Origin of the sequence: Pseudotabrizicola alkalilacus, from assembly GCF_003443995.1 — a bacterium.
In the GTDB taxonomy this organism is placed as follows: Bacteria; Pseudomonadota; Alphaproteobacteria; order Rhodobacterales; family Rhodobacteraceae; genus Pseudotabrizicola; species Pseudotabrizicola alkalilacus.
The window spans coordinates 244001-260233 of sequence record NZ_QWEY01000006.1 but is presented as its reverse complement, the minus strand read 5'-3'; the positions used below and the strand labels follow the sequence as shown (position 1 = coordinate 260233).

Annotated in this window: 20 protein-coding genes; 16 read left to right on the top strand and 4 right to left on the bottom strand. The window is 64.4% G+C overall.

What is annotated here, in order from left to right:
- Positions 1-114: 114 nt before the first annotated feature.
- Positions 115-618: a hypothetical protein gene (locus D1012_RS12825; RefSeq protein ID WP_147335695.1), complete on the bottom strand. Its 504-nt coding sequence runs from the start codon at positions 616-618 to the stop codon at positions 115-117.
- Positions 619-828: 210 nt separating this feature from the next.
- On the opposite strand from D1012_RS12825, the gene D1012_RS12820 reads away from it, so the two are divergent.
- Entirely contained in the window at positions 829-1467 is a 639-nt protein-coding gene (locus D1012_RS12820; RefSeq protein WP_118152799.1) for an exopolysaccharide biosynthesis protein, read from the top strand.
- 11 nt (positions 1468-1478) lie between these two features.
- On the opposite strand, the gene D1012_RS12815 is transcribed toward D1012_RS12820, so the two are convergent.
- Together D1012_RS12815 and D1012_RS12810 are read right to left on the bottom strand one after the other, a co-directional pair.
- Positions 1479-2486 carry a sensor histidine kinase gene (locus tag D1012_RS12815; RefSeq protein WP_118152798.1) on the bottom strand — a complete coding sequence of 336 codons (1008 nt, stop codon included), beginning with the start codon at positions 2484-2486 and terminating at the stop codon, positions 1479-1481.
- 42 nt (positions 2487-2528) lie between these two features.
- A complete protein-coding gene (locus tag D1012_RS12810) occupies positions 2529-2930 on the bottom strand; it encodes a hypothetical protein (RefSeq protein WP_118152797.1) in 402 nt (133 codons plus the stop codon).
- 78 nt (positions 2931-3008) lie between these two features.
- On the opposite strand from D1012_RS12810, the gene D1012_RS12805 reads away from it, so the two are divergent.
- The 10 genes from D1012_RS12805 to ureC all read left to right on the top strand — a co-directional run bounded on the left by D1012_RS12805 (position 3009) and on the right by ureC (position 10299).
- The gene (locus tag D1012_RS12805) at positions 3009-3740 is read left to right on the top strand and encodes a Crp/Fnr family transcriptional regulator (RefSeq protein WP_118152796.1); all 732 of its coding nucleotides are present in this window, start codon (positions 3009-3011) and stop codon (positions 3738-3740) included.
- A gap of 80 nt (positions 3741-3820) precedes the next feature.
- Positions 3821-4273, top strand: a complete 453-nt coding sequence (locus D1012_RS12800) for an RbsD/FucU family protein (RefSeq protein WP_118152795.1) — start codon at positions 3821-3823, stop codon at positions 4271-4273.
- Between the two features lie 2 nt (positions 4274-4275).
- Positions 4276-5196, top strand: a complete 921-nt coding sequence (gene rbsK / locus D1012_RS12795) for a ribokinase (protein WP_199489495.1) — start codon at positions 4276-4278, stop codon at positions 5194-5196.
- Between the two features lie 153 nt (positions 5197-5349).
- Positions 5350-5994: a sugar transferase gene (locus tag D1012_RS12790; RefSeq protein WP_354002038.1), complete on the top strand. Its 645-nt coding sequence runs from the start codon at positions 5350-5352 to the stop codon at positions 5992-5994.
- A gap of 164 nt (positions 5995-6158) precedes the next feature.
- Positions 6159-6989 carry an urease accessory protein UreD gene (locus D1012_RS12785; protein ID WP_118152790.1) on the top strand — a complete coding sequence of 277 codons (831 nt, stop codon included), beginning with the start codon at positions 6159-6161 and terminating at the stop codon, positions 6987-6989.
- A gap of 10 nt (positions 6990-6999) precedes the next feature.
- Complete coding sequence (locus D1012_RS12780; protein ID WP_118152788.1) at positions 7000-7302, top strand: urease subunit gamma; 303 nt, start codon at positions 7000-7002, stop codon at positions 7300-7302.
- Between the two features lie 13 nt (positions 7303-7315).
- Complete coding sequence (locus tag D1012_RS12775) at positions 7316-7888, top strand: HupE/UreJ family protein (RefSeq protein ID WP_118152786.1); 573 nt, start codon at positions 7316-7318, stop codon at positions 7886-7888.
- A gap of 10 nt (positions 7889-7898) precedes the next feature.
- On the top strand, positions 7899-8204 hold the full coding sequence (locus D1012_RS12770; protein ID WP_118152784.1) for an urease subunit beta: 306 nt from the start codon (positions 7899-7901) through the stop codon (positions 8202-8204).
- Between the two features lie 12 nt (positions 8205-8216).
- Positions 8217-8531: an antifreeze protein gene (locus D1012_RS12765; RefSeq protein ID WP_118152782.1), complete on the top strand. Its 315-nt coding sequence runs from the start codon at positions 8217-8219 to the stop codon at positions 8529-8531.
- Between the two features lie 16 nt (positions 8532-8547).
- Positions 8548-10299 carry an urease subunit alpha gene (ureC, locus tag D1012_RS12760; protein ID WP_118152780.1) on the top strand — a complete coding sequence of 584 codons (1752 nt, stop codon included), beginning with the start codon at positions 8548-8550 and terminating at the stop codon, positions 10297-10299.
- A gap of 7 nt (positions 10300-10306) precedes the next feature.
- On the opposite strand, the gene D1012_RS22670 is transcribed toward ureC, so the two are convergent.
- Positions 10307-10477: a hypothetical protein gene (locus tag D1012_RS22670; protein ID WP_158569344.1), complete on the bottom strand. Its 171-nt coding sequence runs from the start codon at positions 10475-10477 to the stop codon at positions 10307-10309.
- A gap of 107 nt (positions 10478-10584) precedes the next feature.
- Between D1012_RS22670 and D1012_RS12755 the strand changes: the two genes are divergently transcribed.
- The 5 genes from D1012_RS12755 to urtB all read left to right on the top strand — a co-directional run bounded on the left by D1012_RS12755 (position 10585) and on the right by urtB (position 16148).
- Positions 10585-11151, top strand: coding sequence for an urease accessory protein UreE (locus D1012_RS12755; protein WP_118152778.1), 567 nt, complete (start codon positions 10585-10587; stop codon positions 11149-11151).
- A 10-nt stretch (positions 11152-11161) separates the two neighbouring features.
- Complete coding sequence (locus D1012_RS12750) at positions 11162-11797, top strand: urease accessory protein UreF (protein WP_118152777.1); 636 nt, start codon at positions 11162-11164, stop codon at positions 11795-11797.
- Positions 11794-12438 carry an urease accessory protein UreG gene (gene ureG / locus D1012_RS12745; RefSeq protein ID WP_118152776.1) on the top strand — a complete coding sequence of 215 codons (645 nt, stop codon included), beginning with the start codon at positions 11794-11796 and terminating at the stop codon, positions 12436-12438. Before D1012_RS12750 ends, ureG begins: the two co-directional genes overlap by 4 nt.
- Positions 12439-12844: 406 nt before the next feature.
- Entirely contained in the window at positions 12845-14122 is a 1278-nt protein-coding gene (urtA, locus tag D1012_RS12740) for an urea ABC transporter substrate-binding protein (protein ID WP_118152774.1), read from the top strand.
- Positions 14123-14186: 64 nt separating this feature from the next.
- Positions 14187-16148, top strand: coding sequence for an urea ABC transporter permease subunit UrtB (urtB, locus tag D1012_RS12735; protein ID WP_118152772.1), 1962 nt, complete (start codon positions 14187-14189; stop codon positions 16146-16148).
- Positions 16149-16233: the final 85 nt, after the last annotated feature.

The following is a 16233-nucleotide window of genomic DNA, read 5'->3' as shown; positions in this document are numbered from 1 at the left end:
CGCTCTTCGGGGCGGCCTTTTTCTGTCTGACAAGGTGTTCAGTTCTCGCTGGCCTGTTTAAATGGCAGCTCCCCGCATGGCGCAGAGGCAATTGTCAGATGGCCCTGCGCAACGTCAGCTCTCAGGCGGGCAAATCAACCGGTTTACATGCGAGTGCAAACGATTGTCTGGTCCGGATTTCGGGACTGTCAGCGGCAACTGTTCCGCGAGCAGAGTGCAGGTGGGCGAGGGCTGGTCAATCGGGATGACCGCAAATTCGGCGGTATTGGCGGTCAAGGCCCGCCCGGCATGGCGCGCAAAGCTGATCAGCGACTGATGCATCGGGCCGCCTTGGATGTCGCCAAAGGTCAGGAACACAATCCGGCGCGCGCCGGTGGCGACCAGCTTGCGGGCCTTTGCGACGGCGGTAAGGAAATCTGTCCCGGCCTCGACCGTGCCGGGACCAGAGCCACACAACACATAATGGACTGCATCTTTGGCGTCACCCTTGGCCTCTGTTACCACCTCACCCGGTTGTGCATGCTGCGCCCCGGCGTGGATCAGGGCAAGCATCCAGGGCAGTTTCAGACTGGGGGAACCGGAGGAAAGCATCGGGTGCGGAACAGCGGTGGCAGTCATCATTTCGCTCCTTGGGTCGAAACGTCCCTGCGGACGCGACGAGGCCTTAACGCCGACCGGGGGGTGTTTGTTCCCACGCACTTGCGGGTCGGCGGGGAATTGCCCATGTGAAGGCGGTCACGGCTGTGACACGAGCCGGAACCCCGCGGCCAAAGCGGCGTTGATCTGGCGCGTGCATGTCTGATCAGACACAAAGGATAAAAGCAAACCATGTCAGCCATGCAAAACCCGCAGCCATCTGACCCCAGAAAATCGGCCGATCCTGCGTCAGACGATGATGCGTCTGATCTGAAAGGCGTGGTGGGGCAGTTACAGGCCGCCGTGGGCGGGGCAGAGCGGGTGTTGTTGGGGGATCTGGTGGATGCGATGGGGCGGTCATCGATAGCGGCGGTTCTGCTGGTACCGGCCCTTTTGCTGGTCTCGCCGCTGAGCGGGGTGCCGGGTGCGTCGATTGTCGGCGGAACTGTGATCGCGCTGATTTCCGGCCAGATTCTGCTGCGCCGGCAAAAGGTGTGGCTGCCCGAGTTGATCCGAACCCGTAGCCTGCCGGGGCCTGCCTTGCGCCGTGCATTGGCCTGGCTGCGCAAGCCTGCCAGACGTCTGGATGGGCTGGTCCCCGCCAGACCGGGCGGCGGGGACGATACATGGTGGACCCCGCTATTGGCGCTGCTGTGCCTGTGTCTGGGGCTGGCCATGCCGATGATGGAACTGATCCCGTTCTCGTCGTCGATCGCGGCCACATTGATTTCTGCACTGTCCCTGTCGATGCTGACGGGCCGCCTGACCATCGCGCTGGTGGCAATCGCCTTGGCCGCTCTGGCCATCGGCGGTGTGGTCTGGCTTTTGTAAACCGGGCGGAGCTATCTGTCGTCGCCCAGATCCAGCGGGATGGTCAGCGTGACGCGGGTGCCGTTGACGTTTTCAAACACCAGCTTGCCCCCAAGCTGTTCGGTGAACTGCAGGGCAACGCGCAGACCAAGGCTGCGGGATTTTTCCGGTGCAAAATCCGGTGGCAGGCCTTTTCCGTCGTCCTGCACGATGATGATCGCTTCGGCGCCCCGGCTGCGCATGGTCAGGTGCAGATGGGTCTGGCCCTCATCGCGCGTGGCGTGTTCGACGGCGTTCGACACCAGCTCCACGATGATCAGCGCCAGCGGCGTGGCCTGATCCCCGGTGACAATCACCGGCTCGACATCGAAATCCAGGATCATGCGGTCGGACAGGGCGTAGCTGCTGACCACTTCGGGCAACACATCGCGCATCAGCTGGCCCATGTCGGTGCTCTGGCGCTTGGGGTTGTGCAACTGGCGCTGGATGCTGGCCACGACATGCAAGCGGGCCGTTGCCACATCCAGAGCCGCGCGCGCACCCTCATCAACGACATTGCGCCGCTGCATTTTCAGCAGCGAGGCCACGACCTGCAGGTTATTCGAGACCCTGTGCTGCAATTCGTGGAACATGGTCTTGTTGGCCCGTGCCAGCGTGTCAGAGCGCTCTTTTTCGATCTCCAGCTTGCTCAGGGCATAGCGCATGGCGTGAATGAGCAGCAGTTCTGTGGTCGAGATGAACACATAGAAACCCAGCGCCAGAAGCATGGGCCGCGACAGGGCAAAACTGTCTTCGGGCACCAGAAACCAGTACCATGCGGCCAGACCGCAGGCCACAGCGACAACAATGCCCGCCCGTGTTCCGGCGAAATATCCTGTCAGGATCACGGCTGGAAAAAACGTCAGATAAGGAAAGCCAGGCGGCAGGGCCGGTTCCAGATAGCTGCGCAGCGCGATGGAAATGATGATCGCAAGGCTGGCGAAAACAACCTGATAGGCAGAGCTGCGCTCTGCCACTGCCCAAAGTCGCAACTGTTCCATTCGCTACCCTATGTCCGGTACCGGCCCGGCGTGCGGCAAAGATTATCCCAGGCCAATGGAAGTGCAATGGCTTTCCGCGCGAGGATCCGGCTCTGGGCAGACATCCCGTAGGGCTTCGCGCACTTGCAACGCAGAAAACGGCATGTCAAGGGCGCGCCACCCTGCTTCAGCGATACTGTGCTCCTCGTCGTGATCGGCCTCGGTCAGCAGGACATTGATGCGTGGATTTCCAACAAGACGGTCCAATCCCGCCGCAAGCGCGCCACGCATGGACTGGCGCATGATCAGCATGTCAGGCTCTTGCCCGTCGGACAACAGCGCCAGGATATGCCTGGCCTCGCGGCACAGGATCACACTGGCGTCAGGCCAGGCTTCCATCACGGTTTGCGCCAGATCGAGGCTGATCAGCACGTCGGGGTCCTGAATAAGGATCGTTTTCGGCATATCAGTCTCCTTCAAAGAAGGATGTCATGGAACCAAAATCGCCGAGCTGCAGTTAACTGTGACATAGTTGTGGAGGAAATGTTGAAAACCATCTGCCGCGCCTGTCCCTTGCGCCAATGCGACGCCTTTCTGCCCATGACCGAGGATGAAATCCGGTTCATGGAGCGTTTCAAGAGAGGGGAATTGTCAGTCGCCCGCGGTGCCACCATCCTGTCCGAAGGCGAGCCGAGCGGTCAGCTCTATACGGTGCTGAGCGGTCTGGGCCTGCGTCACAAAACCTTGGAGGGCGGGCAACGTCAGGTGCTGAACCTGATTTTTCCGGGTGATTTCCTTGGCTTGCAGGCAGGGCTGATGGGTGAGATGGGGCACTCGGTTGAGGCGACGACACCGATGGTGCTGTGTGTCTTTGACCGAAGCGCGTTGTGGTCGCTGTTTCAGGCCAACCCGGCGCGAGCCTATGATCTGACCTGGATCGCTGCGATCGAAGAGCATTTTCTGGGGGAAACCGTCGCCACCATCGGGCAGCGCGACGCCTCTGCAGCGCTCGCCTGGGCGTTTCTGCGGATCTTCCGGCGTGGCGAAAGCCTTGGGCTGGTGACGGATGGCAAGATGTCGTTGCCGTACCGCCAACAGGATATGGCCGATGCGCTTGGCCTGTCGCTGGTGCATACCAACAAGCGGTTGCAACGCTTTCGCGCCGCCGGGCTGATGGACTGGTCGCGGGGCGTTCTGCACATTCCTGACCGCAAGGCCTTGGCCGATCTGGCAAATCTGTCGGATGGACCGGCAGAGAAACGGCCGCTCCTGTAGCCTCTTGCAGCCCGCCGTGGGACGGGGCAATCTGCCCGCAACAGGCGCACAGCGGATGTGGCGCAGCGGGAGGGACGACGATGCTGAAAGGAATTGATCATCGGCTGAATGCCGATGTTCTGGGAACGTTGCGTGCCATGGGGCATGGCGACTACATCGTCGTGGTCGATACCAATTTTCCCGCTGACAGCATTGCGCGCACCACCCCCGTCGGCAAACTGCTTCGGATGGAGAATCTGACATCGGCGCAGGCGGTGCAGGCGATCCTGTCGGTTCTGCCGCTTGATACCTTTGTCCCTGATTTCGCCGGGCGGATGCAGGTGGTGGGTGACCCCTCTGCCGTGCCCGAGGTGCAGGCCGAAGTTCAGGCCGAGGTGGACCGGGCCGAAGGCAAGCACAGGCCGTTGCCGGGGATTGAACGCTTTGACTTTTACGATCTGGCAAAAGGCGCCTATGCGGTGATCCAGACCGGCGAACGGCGGTTCTATGGCTGTATCATGCTGCGCAAAGGCGTGATCGGGCCAGAGGCATAAACATGTCGCAACAGATTGTCATCCTTGGGATTTTTGTCGCTGATGCCGCTTATCGCGCCGATCGTCTGCCCCGTTTGGGAGAGACGATCCTTGGCCACCACTTCCGCTTGGGGCCGGGGGGCAAGGGGTCCAACCAGTCGGTTGCGGCGGCGCGGGCCGGGGGGGATGTACATTTCATTACCCGTCTGGGCCGCGATGCCTTTGCAGATATGGCCCGCGATCTGTGGCGCGACGCCGGGGTGACCCCCGATGTGACCGAAGACCCCGACAGCTATACCGGATCGGCGTTCATTTTCCTTGAGGCCGCGACCGGGCAGAATGCCATCATCGTGGCGCAGGGTGCCGCCGCCCGGATTTCGGTCGCCGATGTCGAGGCGCGACGCGGTCTGATCGAGGGCGCGGGCCTGTTCATGACCCAGCTGGAGCAACCGCTGGACGCCGCCGAACACGGGCTGCGTATCGCGCGCGGGGCAGGCGTGCGTACCATCCTCAACCCGGCACCTGCGGCTGAGCTGACGGATGAGATGCTCTCGCTGTGCGACCTGATCACCCCCAACGAGTCCGAGGCCGAAGGGCTGACCGGCGTGACCGTAACCACCTTCGCCGATGCCGAAGCCGCCGCCGACCGGCTGATCGCGCGAGGTGTCGGGGCGGCGATCATCACCATGGGCGAAAAGGGTGTGCTGTACCGCAAGGGCGGCCAAAGCCTGCATGTGCCTGCCCGTGCGTCTGGTCCGGTGGTGGATACCACCGGGGCTGGAGACGCGTTCAACGGCGGTCTGGCGGTTGCCCTGTCGCAAGGCGCGGCCATGGAACAAGCGCTGCAGTTTGGCGCGGCGGTGGCCGGAATTTCGGTCACGCGGCATGGGGCGGCCAGCGCGATGCCGACCCGTTCCGAGGTGGAGGCATTCCTGCGCGGGTAGCGGCCCAATGGGATGCAACCACAGCGTGTCTGACGTGGCGTCACTTTCCAGTCGTGGTTACGCCAAGGTTGAAATTCCCCTGAGATCTCAGCGGATTCGGGCTTATGTGCAGTCCTTCGGGAATGCCCGACTCGCGCCTTGGGGATGCTGCCAATGTCCACCCTTTCCTGTACGCGGCCCTTGGCCGTTTCCGGCATTGCGCCCGCGCGTCACAAACGCGCGCTGGATCTGGGGCTGATCCTGCTGGCCCTGCCGGTGATTTTGCCGCTGGTGATGCTGCTGGCGCTTGCCGTTCGTCTGTCTTCGCCCGGGCCGGTGCTGTTTTTCCAGACTCGCGTGGGGCAGAATGGCCGCCGGTTCCGCATGGTCAAATTTCGCAGCATGTATCCCGATGCCGAGGCGCGCCGGGCGGCGCTGCTGGCCCAATCTGATCGCACCGGCCTGTGTTTCAAACACAAGGACGACCCGCGCGTGACCCCGATCGGACGCTTGCTGCGCCGCTCGTCTCTGGATGAGCTGCCGCAATTGTGGAACGTGCTGCGGGGCGAGATGTCGCTGGTCGGCCCGCGCCCGGCGCTGCCCGAAGAGGTGGCGCTGTATTCGCCGCAGGCCTTGCAGCGGCTGGCGGGTCTGCCGGGTCTGACCGGGCTGTGGCAGGTGTCCGGTCGCGCCGATATCGGCTTTGACGAGATGGTGGCGCTGGATGTGGATTACCTGACATCTGCAAGCTTGTGGGGTGACCTTGCGTTGATCTTTCGCACCTTTGGTGCGGTTGCTCTGGCGCGGGGTGCGTATTGATCGGGCAGTTGGCGCAGTCTTATTTCAACTATGCTGAAATTCCAGGCGTACCGCATGCGCTTTGGGCGATGATGCGCTCTGCACCCCGTTGACCCACCCGTCCCCCCAGATCGCGCATTGAGCCTGCCGTCGCGCCGCCGCAGCCTGTGGCAAAGCGGGGGACCATGTTTGCAGCACCGATCACCGAGCCGATGCAGCGCAGCCGGGGCGAAGCCTCGGTGACGCTTGTTTGCGGCCCTGTGGGAATGCGGCTGACCGGCCTGCGCCAGCAGGGATCGGCCAAGTGCATTCTGCCGCATGGGCCCCGTGGCCGCGATGGCCTGCCCGAGGTGGTGTTTCTGAACACCTCCGGCGGGCTGACCGGCGGCGATATGCTGTCTTATGCGGTGCAGCTTGGCCCGCGCGCGCGGGCGGTGGCCACCACGCAGACGGCGGAACGGGCCTACCGCTCGTCCGGCGGGGCCGCGCGGGTGCGGGTCACGATGGAGGTGGGCGAGGGCGGCTGGCTGGAGTGGTTGCCGCAGGAAACCATCCTGTTTGACGACAGCCGCCTGGACCGCCGCACGGTGCTTGACCTTGCCCCCGGCGCGGGGTGCCTGCTCTTGGAAAGCGTGGTGCTGGGCCGGGCCGCGATGGGTGAGACGGTGACAAAGATTGCCTTGCGCGACTGGCGCGAGATCCGACAGTCGGGCCGCCCGGTGATGGTGGAGCCGCTGGTGCTGGGTGACCGCGCCTTGCAGACCGGGGCGGCGGGGCTGATGGGGGCACGGGCCTTTGCCTCGCTGGCCATGCTGGGGCAGGGTGTCGCCGATCTGCTGGACCCGCTGCGCGCCGTGCTGGATGAACCCGGCGTCACCGCCGCCGCGTCAGCGCCAGATGGCCGCTTGATGCTGCGGATGATGGCGGCGGATGGCTGGCCGCTGCGGCGGCAGATTGCCCGATGCCTTGCGGTGCTGCGCCGGGGCGCGCCCCTGCCGCGCGTCTGGCAGATGTAAAGGAGAGACCATGAACCTGACCCCCCGCGAAAAAGACAAGCTGCTGATCAGCCTTGCCGCCATGGTCGCCCGTGGCCGGCTGGCGCGCGGCGTCAAGCTGAACCACCCCGAGGCCATCGCGCTGATCACCGATTTCGTGGTCGAGGGCGCGCGCGACGGTCGTCGCGTGGCCGATCTGATGGAGGCGGGGGCGGGCGTGATCACTGCCGATCAGTGCATGCCCGGCGTGCCTGAGATGATCCATTCCGTGCAGGTCGAGGCCACGTTTCCCGATGGCACCAAACTAGTCACCGTTCACCACCCGATCCGCTGAGAAAGGCTTTGAGATGAGAAAACTGCTGCTGACAGTCGGGGCCGTCGCCGTGCAGCCGCAAATGGCTCTGGCACATGCGGGCCATCATGACAGTTCGGCCTTTCTGTCCGGGCTGATGCACCCGCTTGGCGGGGCCGATCATGTGCTGGCGATGGTCGCCGTGGGTCTCTGGGCCGCTGTCACCGGCGGTCGCGCACTCTGGGCGCTGCCCGTGGCCTTTGTCGGCGCGATGCTGGCGGGCGGCGGGATGGGGGCAATGGGGATCGGCCTGCCGGGGGTGGAGCCGATGATTCTGGCGTCTATCGTGCTGACCGGGGTGCTGGCGGCCTTGGCCTGGCGCGCACCGCTGGCGGTGGGGGTGGCCGTGGTGGCGGTTTTTGGCCTGTTCCACGGCCATGCCCATGGCACCGAAGGCCCGGCGTCGGGTCTGCTGACCTATGCGGCAGGCTTTGCCCTCGCGACCATGGCGCTGCACCTTGCCGGGCTTGGTCTTGGCGTTGCATTGAATGCGCTGTCGGCACGGATGGTTACACGTGCCTTTGGTGCAGGCACCGCTTTCGCGGGCCTCGCCTTGGCCATGTCATAAGGATAATCCCATGATTCCCGGAGAGCTTTTTCCTGCCGAGGGCGACATCACCCTGAATGCCGGGGCCGAGGTGACGGTGCTGATGGTCGCCAATACCGGCGACCGCCCGGTTCAGGTCGGCAGCCATTACCACTTTGCCGAGACCAACCCCGGCCTGTCGTTCGACCGCGATGCCGCGCGCGGTCAGCGACTCGACATTCCTGCAGGGACGGCTGTGCGCTTCGAACCCGGTCAGACCCGTGAGGTTCGCCTTGTGCCGCTGGCGGGCGCGCGGCATGTCTATGGCTTCAACGCCCAAGTGATGGGCGCTTTGTAGGAGCTTGCGCCGATGCCCCCGTTTTCCCCGTTTGATCTGATGCGCCTGTCGCTGAACACCGCCACGATGCTGGCGCAGGCGCAAAGCGTGATTGCCATGCGCATGATGGGCATGGCCGGGGTCTGGACCGTGTCGCCGACCGAGAATGCCCGCATGGTCAGTGAAAAGATGCGCGCCGGGATCAAGGCCGGGGCCGCCGCCCAGAAAACCGCCCTGTCGGGCGGCTCTGCCACCCAGATTGCCGAGGCAGCGCTTGCCCCGGTCAAACGCGCCACCGCAGCCAATGCCCGCCGCCTGACCCGCAGCGGACCCAAAACCCCGTTCTGACAGAAAGGTTCCGCCGATGCCGTTCGTGATCTCCCGCGCTGCCTATGCCGATATGTATGGCCCGACGGTAGGTGACCGGCTGGGCCTGGGCGACACCGATCTGATCATCGAAGTGGAGCGCGATCTGATCGCCGAACGCAGCGGCGCAGGCACATTCGGTGCCAACGGTCTGATGTTCGGCGAAGAGGTGAAGTTCGGCGGTGGCAAGGTCATCCGCGACGGCATGGGGCAAAGCCAGATCACCCGGGCGGCGGGCGCTATGGATACCGTGATCACCAATGCGCTGATCGTGGATTATACCGGCATCTACAAGGCTGACGTGGGCCTGCGCGATGGCAGGATCGCGGTGATCGGCAAGGCCGGAAACCCCGACACCCAACCGGGGGTGGATGTGATCATCGGGCCGGGCACCGAGATCATCGCCGGTGAGGGGCGGATCCTGACCGCAGGCGGTTTTGACGCCCATATCCATTTCATCTGCCCGCAACAGATTGATGATGCGCTGCATTCGGGGCTGACCACCATGCTGGGCGGCGGCACCGGCCCGGCCCATGGCACGCTGGCCACCACCTGCACGCCGGGGCCCTGGCATCTGGGCCGGATGATGCAGGCGGCGGATGCGCTGCCGATGAACCTGGCTTTTGCCGGCAAGGGCAATGCGTCTTTGCCCGCCGCGCTGGAGGAGCAGGTGCGGGCGGGCGCATCCTGCCTGAAGCTGCATGAGGATTGGGGCACCACGCCCGCCGCGATTGATTGCTGTCTGTCCGTGGCCGAGGCGATGGATGTGCAGGTGATGATCCACACCGACACGCTCAACGAGTCGGGCTTTGTCGAGAACACCATCAATGCGATTGCGGGCCGCACCATCCACGCCTTTCACACCGAAGGCGCGGGCGGCGGCCATGCGCCTGACATCATCAAGGTGGTCAGCTCGCAGAACATCCTGCCCTCATCGACCAACCCGACGATGCCCTACACCGTCAACACCATCGAAGAGCATCTGGATATGCTGATGGTCTGCCACCACCTTGACCGCAAGGTGCCCGAAGATGTGGCCTTTGCCGAAAGCCGTATCCGGCGCGAAACCATTGCCGCCGAAGACATTCTGCACGATCTGGGCGCGTTTTCGGTGCTGTCGTCCGACAGTCAGGCCATGGGCCGGGTGGGTGAGGTGATCACCCGCACCTGGCAGACCGCGCATAAGATGAAGCTGCAGCGCGGGCGGCTGGAGGGCGAACAGGGCGCGAATGACAACCTGCGCGTCCGCCGCTACATCGCAAAATACACCATCAACCCCGCGATCATTCACGGCATCAGCGAACATATCGGAAGCATCGAGGTTGGCAAGCGTGCCGATCTGGTGCTGTGGAACCCGGCGTTTTTCGGGGCCAAGCCGGAAATGGTGCTGATGGGCGGTGTGATCATGGTGGCGCAGATGGGCGACCCCAACGCCAGCATCCCCACCCCGCAGCCGGTACACAGCCGGTTGATGTTCGGGGCCTATGGCCGGTCGGTGGAGCGCAATGCGGTGATCTTTGTCAGTCAGGCGGCGCAGGAAGACGGTATCGCCGCGCGTCTGGGGCTGGCCAAAGAGACGGTGGCGGTCAAAGGCACACGCGGGGTGCAAAAGGCCGATATGAAGCTGAACTCGGCCACCCCGCAGATCGAAGTCGACCCGGAAACCTATGAGGTGCGGGCCGATGGGGTGCTGTTGACCTGCGAACCGGCAGAGGAGCTTCCGCTTGCGCAGCGCTATTTCCTGTACTGACCGGGGGTCAGTGCAGGGCGTTGCCGCTGATCCGCCGGATCGGCCAGCCGGGACGCAGCGGCGCGGGGGTGCCATCGGCGCGGAAAATCGCCTCTTGCAGCTGCAATTCGCGCTGTTGCAGCCGTGCCAGCTGCGCGCGGACCTCGGCCAGTTCGTCTGCAAGGTTCGGTGTCTGCATCATACCCTCCGATTCATGCTCTGTTCCATGCCAGTCTGCCGTCAAGTGGTTAACGAATTCCTGCCAAACCGGCACACCCCGATTTCTTTCTGAACCGAGGATATCCCATGACCGATCTGCCCGCCGCCCGCCGCCTGCTGAAGGATGCGCCCACCACCTGCCATGACGTGGTGGTGCTGACCTATGACGAGCGGCTGATCCGCCGCAAACGGCTGGTCACCGCGCATGACGAGGGGTTTCTGGTCGATCTGCCAGAGGTGACCAATCTGGATGCCTTCTGGGGCTTTGCGCTGGAAGATGGCCGCACCATCCAGGTGGTCGCGGCCGAAGAGGCTGTGCTGGAGATTACAGGCACCGACCTGGCCCGCTATGCCTGGCACATCGGCAACCGCCACACGCCCTGTCAGGTGGAGCCGGGGCGGCTGGTGATCCGCGCCGATCACGTGCTGGAAGCGATGTTGCGCCAGCTGGGGGCGGGGGTGCGGGCCACATCAGAACCCTTTGCGCCCGAGGTCGGGGCTTATGGCATGGGCCGCCCGATGGGGCATGACCATGGTCCGGCGGACGGGCATGCGCACAGCCACAGCCATGCTGACAGCCACGCCCATAGTCATTCCCACAGCCACGACCATGATCACGGGCATACCCACCCCCACCCGCATGCCAAAAGCTGACCCCCAAGCGATGACCCACGCCCTTCTGACCCTTGTGCAATGGCTGTCCCCGGCGTTTCCGACCGGGGGTTTTGCCTATTCGCACGGGCTGGAGTCGGCGATTTCGACCGGGCAGGTGGCCGATGCGGCAGCCTTGCACCACTGGCTGACCGATGTGCTGGAGTTTGGCGCGGGGCGGCAGGATGCGATCCTGCTGGTGCAAGCGCTGCGACCGGATGCCGATCATGATGCCCTCGACACGCTGGCCCGCGCTTTGCAGCCCTCAACCGAGCGGCTGAGCGAGACGCTGGATCAGGGCACCGCCTTTGCCCGCACCGTGGCTGGGCTGACCGGGCGCGCGTTGCCCGCCCGCTGCCTGCCGGTGGCAGTGGGAGAAGCGGCGGCGGGGCTGGCCCTGCCGGTCGCACAGGTGGCGGCCTTGTATCTGCACGCCTTTGCCAGCAACCTGACTTCGGTGGCCATGCGCTTCATGCCGCTGGGGCAGGTCGCGGGGCAGGGGGTGCTGGCGGCGCTGCACCCGCTGATCGAGGCCCTGGCGCAAGAGGTCATAGCCCTGACACTTGACGATCTGGGCGCATCAGCGCTTGGCGCGGACCTGTCGGCGATGGCGCATGAAACCATGGATGTAAGGATATTTCGAACATGAGCGTGAACGGACCCCTTCGCGTCGGCATCGGCGGCCCGGTGGGCGCAGGCAAGACCACCCTGACCGAGCATCTGGCACGGGCGCTCGCATCGCGCTGCTCGATGGCGGTGATCACCAATGACATCTACACCCGCGAAGATGCCGAATACCTGCTGCGCGCGCAGGTGCTGCCCGCCGACCGCATCCGCGGCGTGGAAACCGGCGGCTGCCCGCACACCGCGATCCGCGAGGATGCCAGCATCAATCTGGCGGCGATTGCCGATCTGCGCCGTCTGCATCCCGATCTGGACTTGATCCTGATCGAATCCGGCGGCGACAATCTGGCGGCGACCTTTAGCCCCGAGCTGGCTGACATCACCATCTATGTGATCGACACCGCCGCCGGGCAGGACATTCCGCGCAAACGCGGGCCGGGGGTGACGCGGTCGGATCTGCTGATCGTCAACAAGACCGACCTTGCCCCCCATGTCGGCGTGGACCCGGTTCTGCTCGAATCCGACACCGCGCGCGCGCGGGGTGCGCGCCCCTATATAATGGCGCAACTGCGTCAGGGGCGGGGGGTGGCTGAGGTGGTGGCCTTTCTGGAACGCGAAGGCGGGCTGGTCTTGCAACCGGTCAAAGACAGCGCAGAGATGACCTGACGTCACCCGGTTTTCAGCGTTGCCCGATGCAAAACCCCGGCTCGCCCGGGGTTTTTGCTTTTGATCAATTTGCGGTCAGTTCCACCGCTCGAATCGCGGCGATTTGCTCCATCCTGCCCGGAAACTGCGCGTGACGGCGCGGCACCGCTTAATTTTCGGGCAAATGCCGCGACCTCTGCAACCGTCCGCCCGCCGACGCTCTGCGCACCTTGCCGCACTGCGGCAATGACGCTTTCGTGACAGGGCCAGCCGGTTTCGGACGGCACAAGAAAAAAGGATGTGCGGTGGCGGTCAGGACCAGATGCCTGACACCACAGCACCGGGTGCAACAGAATTGCCGCGCAAAGACAGGCCGACCCCGAGGGACGGGGCGCCTGCCCTGTGCGCGGCCCTATGAGGGAAAACCATGTCGTATTTCAAGGGAGCGCTGCTGGCCTCTGCCATTGCCATGACGGCAGGGCAGGCCATCGCACAGGATGAGACGATCAAGGTGGGCGTGCTGCATTCGCTGTCGGGCTCGATGGCGATTTCGGAAACCACGCTCAAAGACGTGATGCTGATGCTGATCGCCGAACAGAACGCCAAGGGCGGCGTGCTGGGCAAACAGCTGGAGGCCGTGGTGGTCGATCCGGCTTCGGACTGGCCGCTGTTCGCCGAAAAAGCGCGTGAGCTGATGACCGTGTCGAATGTCGATGTGATGTTCGGCTGCTGGACCTCCGTGTCGCGCAAATCGGTGCTGCCGGTGATCGAAGAGCTGAACGGCCTGCTGTTCTACCCCGTGCAGTACGAGGGCGAGGAATCGTCGAAAAACGTGTTCTACACCGGGGCTGCGCCAAACCAGCAGGCGATCCCCGCGACCGACTATTTCCTTGAGGAGTTGGGCGTCGAGAAATTCGCCCTCCTTGGCACCGACTACGTCTATCCGCGCACCACGAACAACATCCTCGACAGCTACCTGAAATCCAAAGGCATCGCCGAGGCCGATATCTTTGTGAACTACACCCCCTTCGGCCATTCCGACTGGTCCAAGATCGTGGCCGATGTGGTCGCTTTGGGGGCCGATGGCAAAAAGGTCGGCGTGATCTCGACCATCAACGGCGATGCCAACATCGGCTTCTACAAGGAACTGGCAGCGGCAGGCATCTCGGCCGATGACATTCCGGTCGTGGCGTTCTCGGTCGGCGAAGAGGAACTGTCGGGCCTCGACACCTCGAACCTCGTCGGCCATCTGGCGGCGTGGAACTACTTCCAGTCGGCGGAATCCGAGCTGAACACCGAGTGGATCGCCAAGTGGAAGACCTTTGCCGGCGAAAACCGCGTGTTCAACGATCCGATGGAAGCGCATGTGATCGGCTTCAACCTGTGGGTTCAGGCGGTTGAAAAGGCTGGCACCACCGATGTCGATGCGGTGCGCGAGGCGATGTATGGCCTTGAGACCCCGAACCTGACCGGCGGCATCGCCAAGATGCTGCCGAACCACCACCTGACCAAGCCGGTGCTGATCGGCGAGATCCGGGCCGATGGTCAGTTCGACATCGTGTCGTCCACCGAGCCGGTTCCCGGGGATGCCTGGACCGACTTCCTGCCGGAATCGGCGGTGCTGGAAGCGGACTGGGCCGAACTGGACTGCGGCATGTACAACACCGAAACCAAGACCTGCGTTCAGATCAAGTCCAACTACTGATCGCCCTGACGGGAGGGGGCTATCCCCCCTCCCGTCCTCCTGTCCCAAACCACAAGGCCCACCCATGCGCGCCGCCCTCGCCGCCCTTGTTCTTGCGCTGCTGCCGCTGCTGCCCCTCGCGGGGGGCGCGCAGACCAGCCCGCCCGTCACTGCCGCTGCAATCGTCGAGGACAACCGCGCCCAGATCGAAAAGCCGTCGCGCCAGACCATCGGCCCGGTGATCGCGGCGCTGGCCGCCAGCGGGGATCCGCAGGCAACCGCGATCCTGCAGGCCTGGGCCAACCGGGGGTTGGGAGTGCGCAAAAGCGACGGCGTGTTCGTGTTGATCTCGGACTCCGCCGATGGCTACGCTCTGCGCCTGCTGGATGGCAGCGACGCGGGCACCGCGCCACGCGCCGACATTACCGAGCTGCGCCCCAATTCCGGGGTGCGCGGGGTGATCGCCACGGCGCTGGTGCAGTTCCAGCTCAATGACCCCGATCCCGCGCGCCGCGCGGCGGCGCTGACCACCATCGCCCGCGACCCCGCGCCCGAATTGCTGGAGCCGCTGCGCGCCTCGATCGAGGCGGAGAGTGACCCCGCCTTGCGCGCGCAAAAGGACCGGCTCAACCGCCTGCTCACCCTGCGCTTTGACCCCGATGCCGCGACCCGCATCGCCGCCGTCGAGAGCTTTTCCGGCGACCTTGGCCTCGATCTGCGCGCCGCCCTCAACCCGCTCTTGGCCACCACCCGCCGGGCCGCCCCTTTGGGCACCCCGATCGAGGGCAACATTGCCCGCGACCTTGAGCCCGGCAGCGATCTGACCGAAGTGGAGGCCTATGACCTGCTGGTGGCCGCCGATCTGGCCCCGGCCCGGCTGACCACCGCCGAGCTCAAGGCCTCGCTTGCCGCCAATATCGTGGGCGGCGCGGTTGCGGGCATCCCGCTGGCCGATCTGAACAGCCAAAGCGCGCGCAACCGCGCCTATACGCTGCTGGAAGAGGCGGGCACAGTGCCGGTCGCCGCCACCGATGAGGAGGTGACGCAGATCGTCGCCGGTCACCGCTTTGTCGAGACCTATTCCGAGCCCGATCCCGCCGTCACCTCCGCCGCACAGGATGTGCTGACCGGCATCGAGGTCAAGCTCGCCTCGATGCAGGTGGCGGACCTCGCGCTCGACGCACTGTCGCTCGCCTCGATCTACTTTCTGGCCGCCATCGGTCTGGCCATCACCTTTGGCGTGATGCGGGTGATCAACATGGCGCATGGCGAGTTCATCATGATGGGGGCCTACACCGGCTATGTGGTGCAGCTGTTCATCCCCAATTACACCCTGTCGCTGATCGTGGCCCTGCCGCTGGCCTTTGCCGTCACCTTCGCCGCCGGTGTGGCGATGGAGCGGCTGGTAATCCGCCACCTGTACAAGCGCCCGCTGGAGACGCTGCTCGCCACCTTCGGCATCTCGATTGCCCTGCAACAGCTGGCGAAGAACATCTTTGGCACCCAGGCCCGCCCACTGACCTCGCCCGCCTGGCTCGATGGTGCGCTCAGCTTCAATGACATCGTGTCGATCAGTTATATCCGCGTCGCGATCTTTGTTCTGGCGCTGGTGTTCCTGCTGTTCTTCCTATGGCTGATGAAGCGCACAAGGCTGGGGCTGGAGGTGCGCGCGGTCACGCAAAACCCGTCAATGGCCGCCTCAATGGGCATCAACCCCGACCGGATCAACATGCTGACCTTCGGCCTTGGCTCCGGCATCGCCGGCATCGCGGGCATCGCCATCGGCCTGTTTGCCAAGGTCACCTCGGAACTGGGCAACGACTACATCGTGCAAAGCTTCATGACCGTGGTGGTCGGCGGCGTCGGCAATATCTGGGGCACCCTTGCCGGGGCGCTGATGATCGGCACGCTGCAAAAGGGCATCGAGTTCCTGAACCCCTCCAACACCCTCGCCGCCCAGACCTACATGATCCTGTTCATCATCCTGTTCATCCAGTTCCGCCCAAGGGGCATCATCGCCCTCAAGGGCCGCGCGGCAGGAGACTGATGGCAATGGCGCTGACATTTTCTGTCCAAAAATATCCCGGGGGGCCCGGGGGGCTGGCCCCCCGGTCCGACGGCAGGAGCCTGAA

What these genes read in the sequence shown, in the direction of transcription:
- D1012_RS12825 (WP_147335695.1), bottom strand. Translation starts at nt 618, where the DNA reads ATGACTGCCACCGCTGTTCCGCACCCGATGCTTTCCTCCGGTTCCCCC.
- D1012_RS12820 (WP_118152799.1), top strand. Translation starts at nt 829, where the DNA reads ATGTCAGCCATGCAAAACCCGCAGCCATCTGACCCCAGAAAATCGGCC.
- D1012_RS12815 (WP_118152798.1), bottom strand. Translation starts at nt 2,486, where the DNA reads ATGGAACAGTTGCGACTTTGGGCAGTGGCAGAGCGCAGCTCTGCCTAT.
- D1012_RS12810 (WP_118152797.1), bottom strand. Translation starts at nt 2,930, where the DNA reads ATGCCGAAAACGATCCTTATTCAGGACCCCGACGTGCTGATCAGCCTC.
- D1012_RS12805 (WP_118152796.1), top strand. Translation starts at nt 3,009, where the DNA reads ATGTTGAAAACCATCTGCCGCGCCTGTCCCTTGCGCCAATGCGACGCC.
- D1012_RS12800 (WP_118152795.1), top strand. Translation starts at nt 3,821, where the DNA reads ATGCTGAAAGGAATTGATCATCGGCTGAATGCCGATGTTCTGGGAACG.
- rbsK (WP_199489495.1), top strand. Translation starts at nt 4,276, where the DNA reads ATGTCGCAACAGATTGTCATCCTTGGGATTTTTGTCGCTGATGCCGCT.
- D1012_RS12790 (WP_354002038.1), top strand. Translation starts at nt 5,350, where the DNA reads ATGTCCACCCTTTCCTGTACGCGGCCCTTGGCCGTTTCCGGCATTGCG.
- D1012_RS12785 (WP_118152790.1), top strand. Translation starts at nt 6,159, where the DNA reads ATGTTTGCAGCACCGATCACCGAGCCGATGCAGCGCAGCCGGGGCGAA.
- D1012_RS12780 (WP_118152788.1), top strand. Translation starts at nt 7,000, where the DNA reads ATGAACCTGACCCCCCGCGAAAAAGACAAGCTGCTGATCAGCCTTGCC.
- D1012_RS12775 (WP_118152786.1), top strand. Translation starts at nt 7,316, where the DNA reads ATGAGAAAACTGCTGCTGACAGTCGGGGCCGTCGCCGTGCAGCCGCAA.
- D1012_RS12770 (WP_118152784.1), top strand. Translation starts at nt 7,899, where the DNA reads ATGATTCCCGGAGAGCTTTTTCCTGCCGAGGGCGACATCACCCTGAAT.
- D1012_RS12765 (WP_118152782.1), top strand. Translation starts at nt 8,217, where the DNA reads ATGCCCCCGTTTTCCCCGTTTGATCTGATGCGCCTGTCGCTGAACACC.
- ureC (WP_118152780.1), top strand. Translation starts at nt 8,548, where the DNA reads ATGCCGTTCGTGATCTCCCGCGCTGCCTATGCCGATATGTATGGCCCG.
- D1012_RS22670 (WP_158569344.1), bottom strand. Translation starts at nt 10,477, where the DNA reads ATGCAGACACCGAACCTTGCAGACGAACTGGCCGAGGTCCGCGCGCAG.
- D1012_RS12755 (WP_118152778.1), top strand. Translation starts at nt 10,585, where the DNA reads ATGACCGATCTGCCCGCCGCCCGCCGCCTGCTGAAGGATGCGCCCACC.
- D1012_RS12750 (WP_118152777.1), top strand. Translation starts at nt 11,162, where the DNA reads ATGACCCACGCCCTTCTGACCCTTGTGCAATGGCTGTCCCCGGCGTTT.
- ureG (WP_118152776.1), top strand. Translation starts at nt 11,794, where the DNA reads ATGAGCGTGAACGGACCCCTTCGCGTCGGCATCGGCGGCCCGGTGGGC.
- urtA (WP_118152774.1), top strand. Translation starts at nt 12,845, where the DNA reads ATGTCGTATTTCAAGGGAGCGCTGCTGGCCTCTGCCATTGCCATGACG.
- urtB (WP_118152772.1), top strand. Translation starts at nt 14,187, where the DNA reads ATGCGCGCCGCCCTCGCCGCCCTTGTTCTTGCGCTGCTGCCGCTGCTG.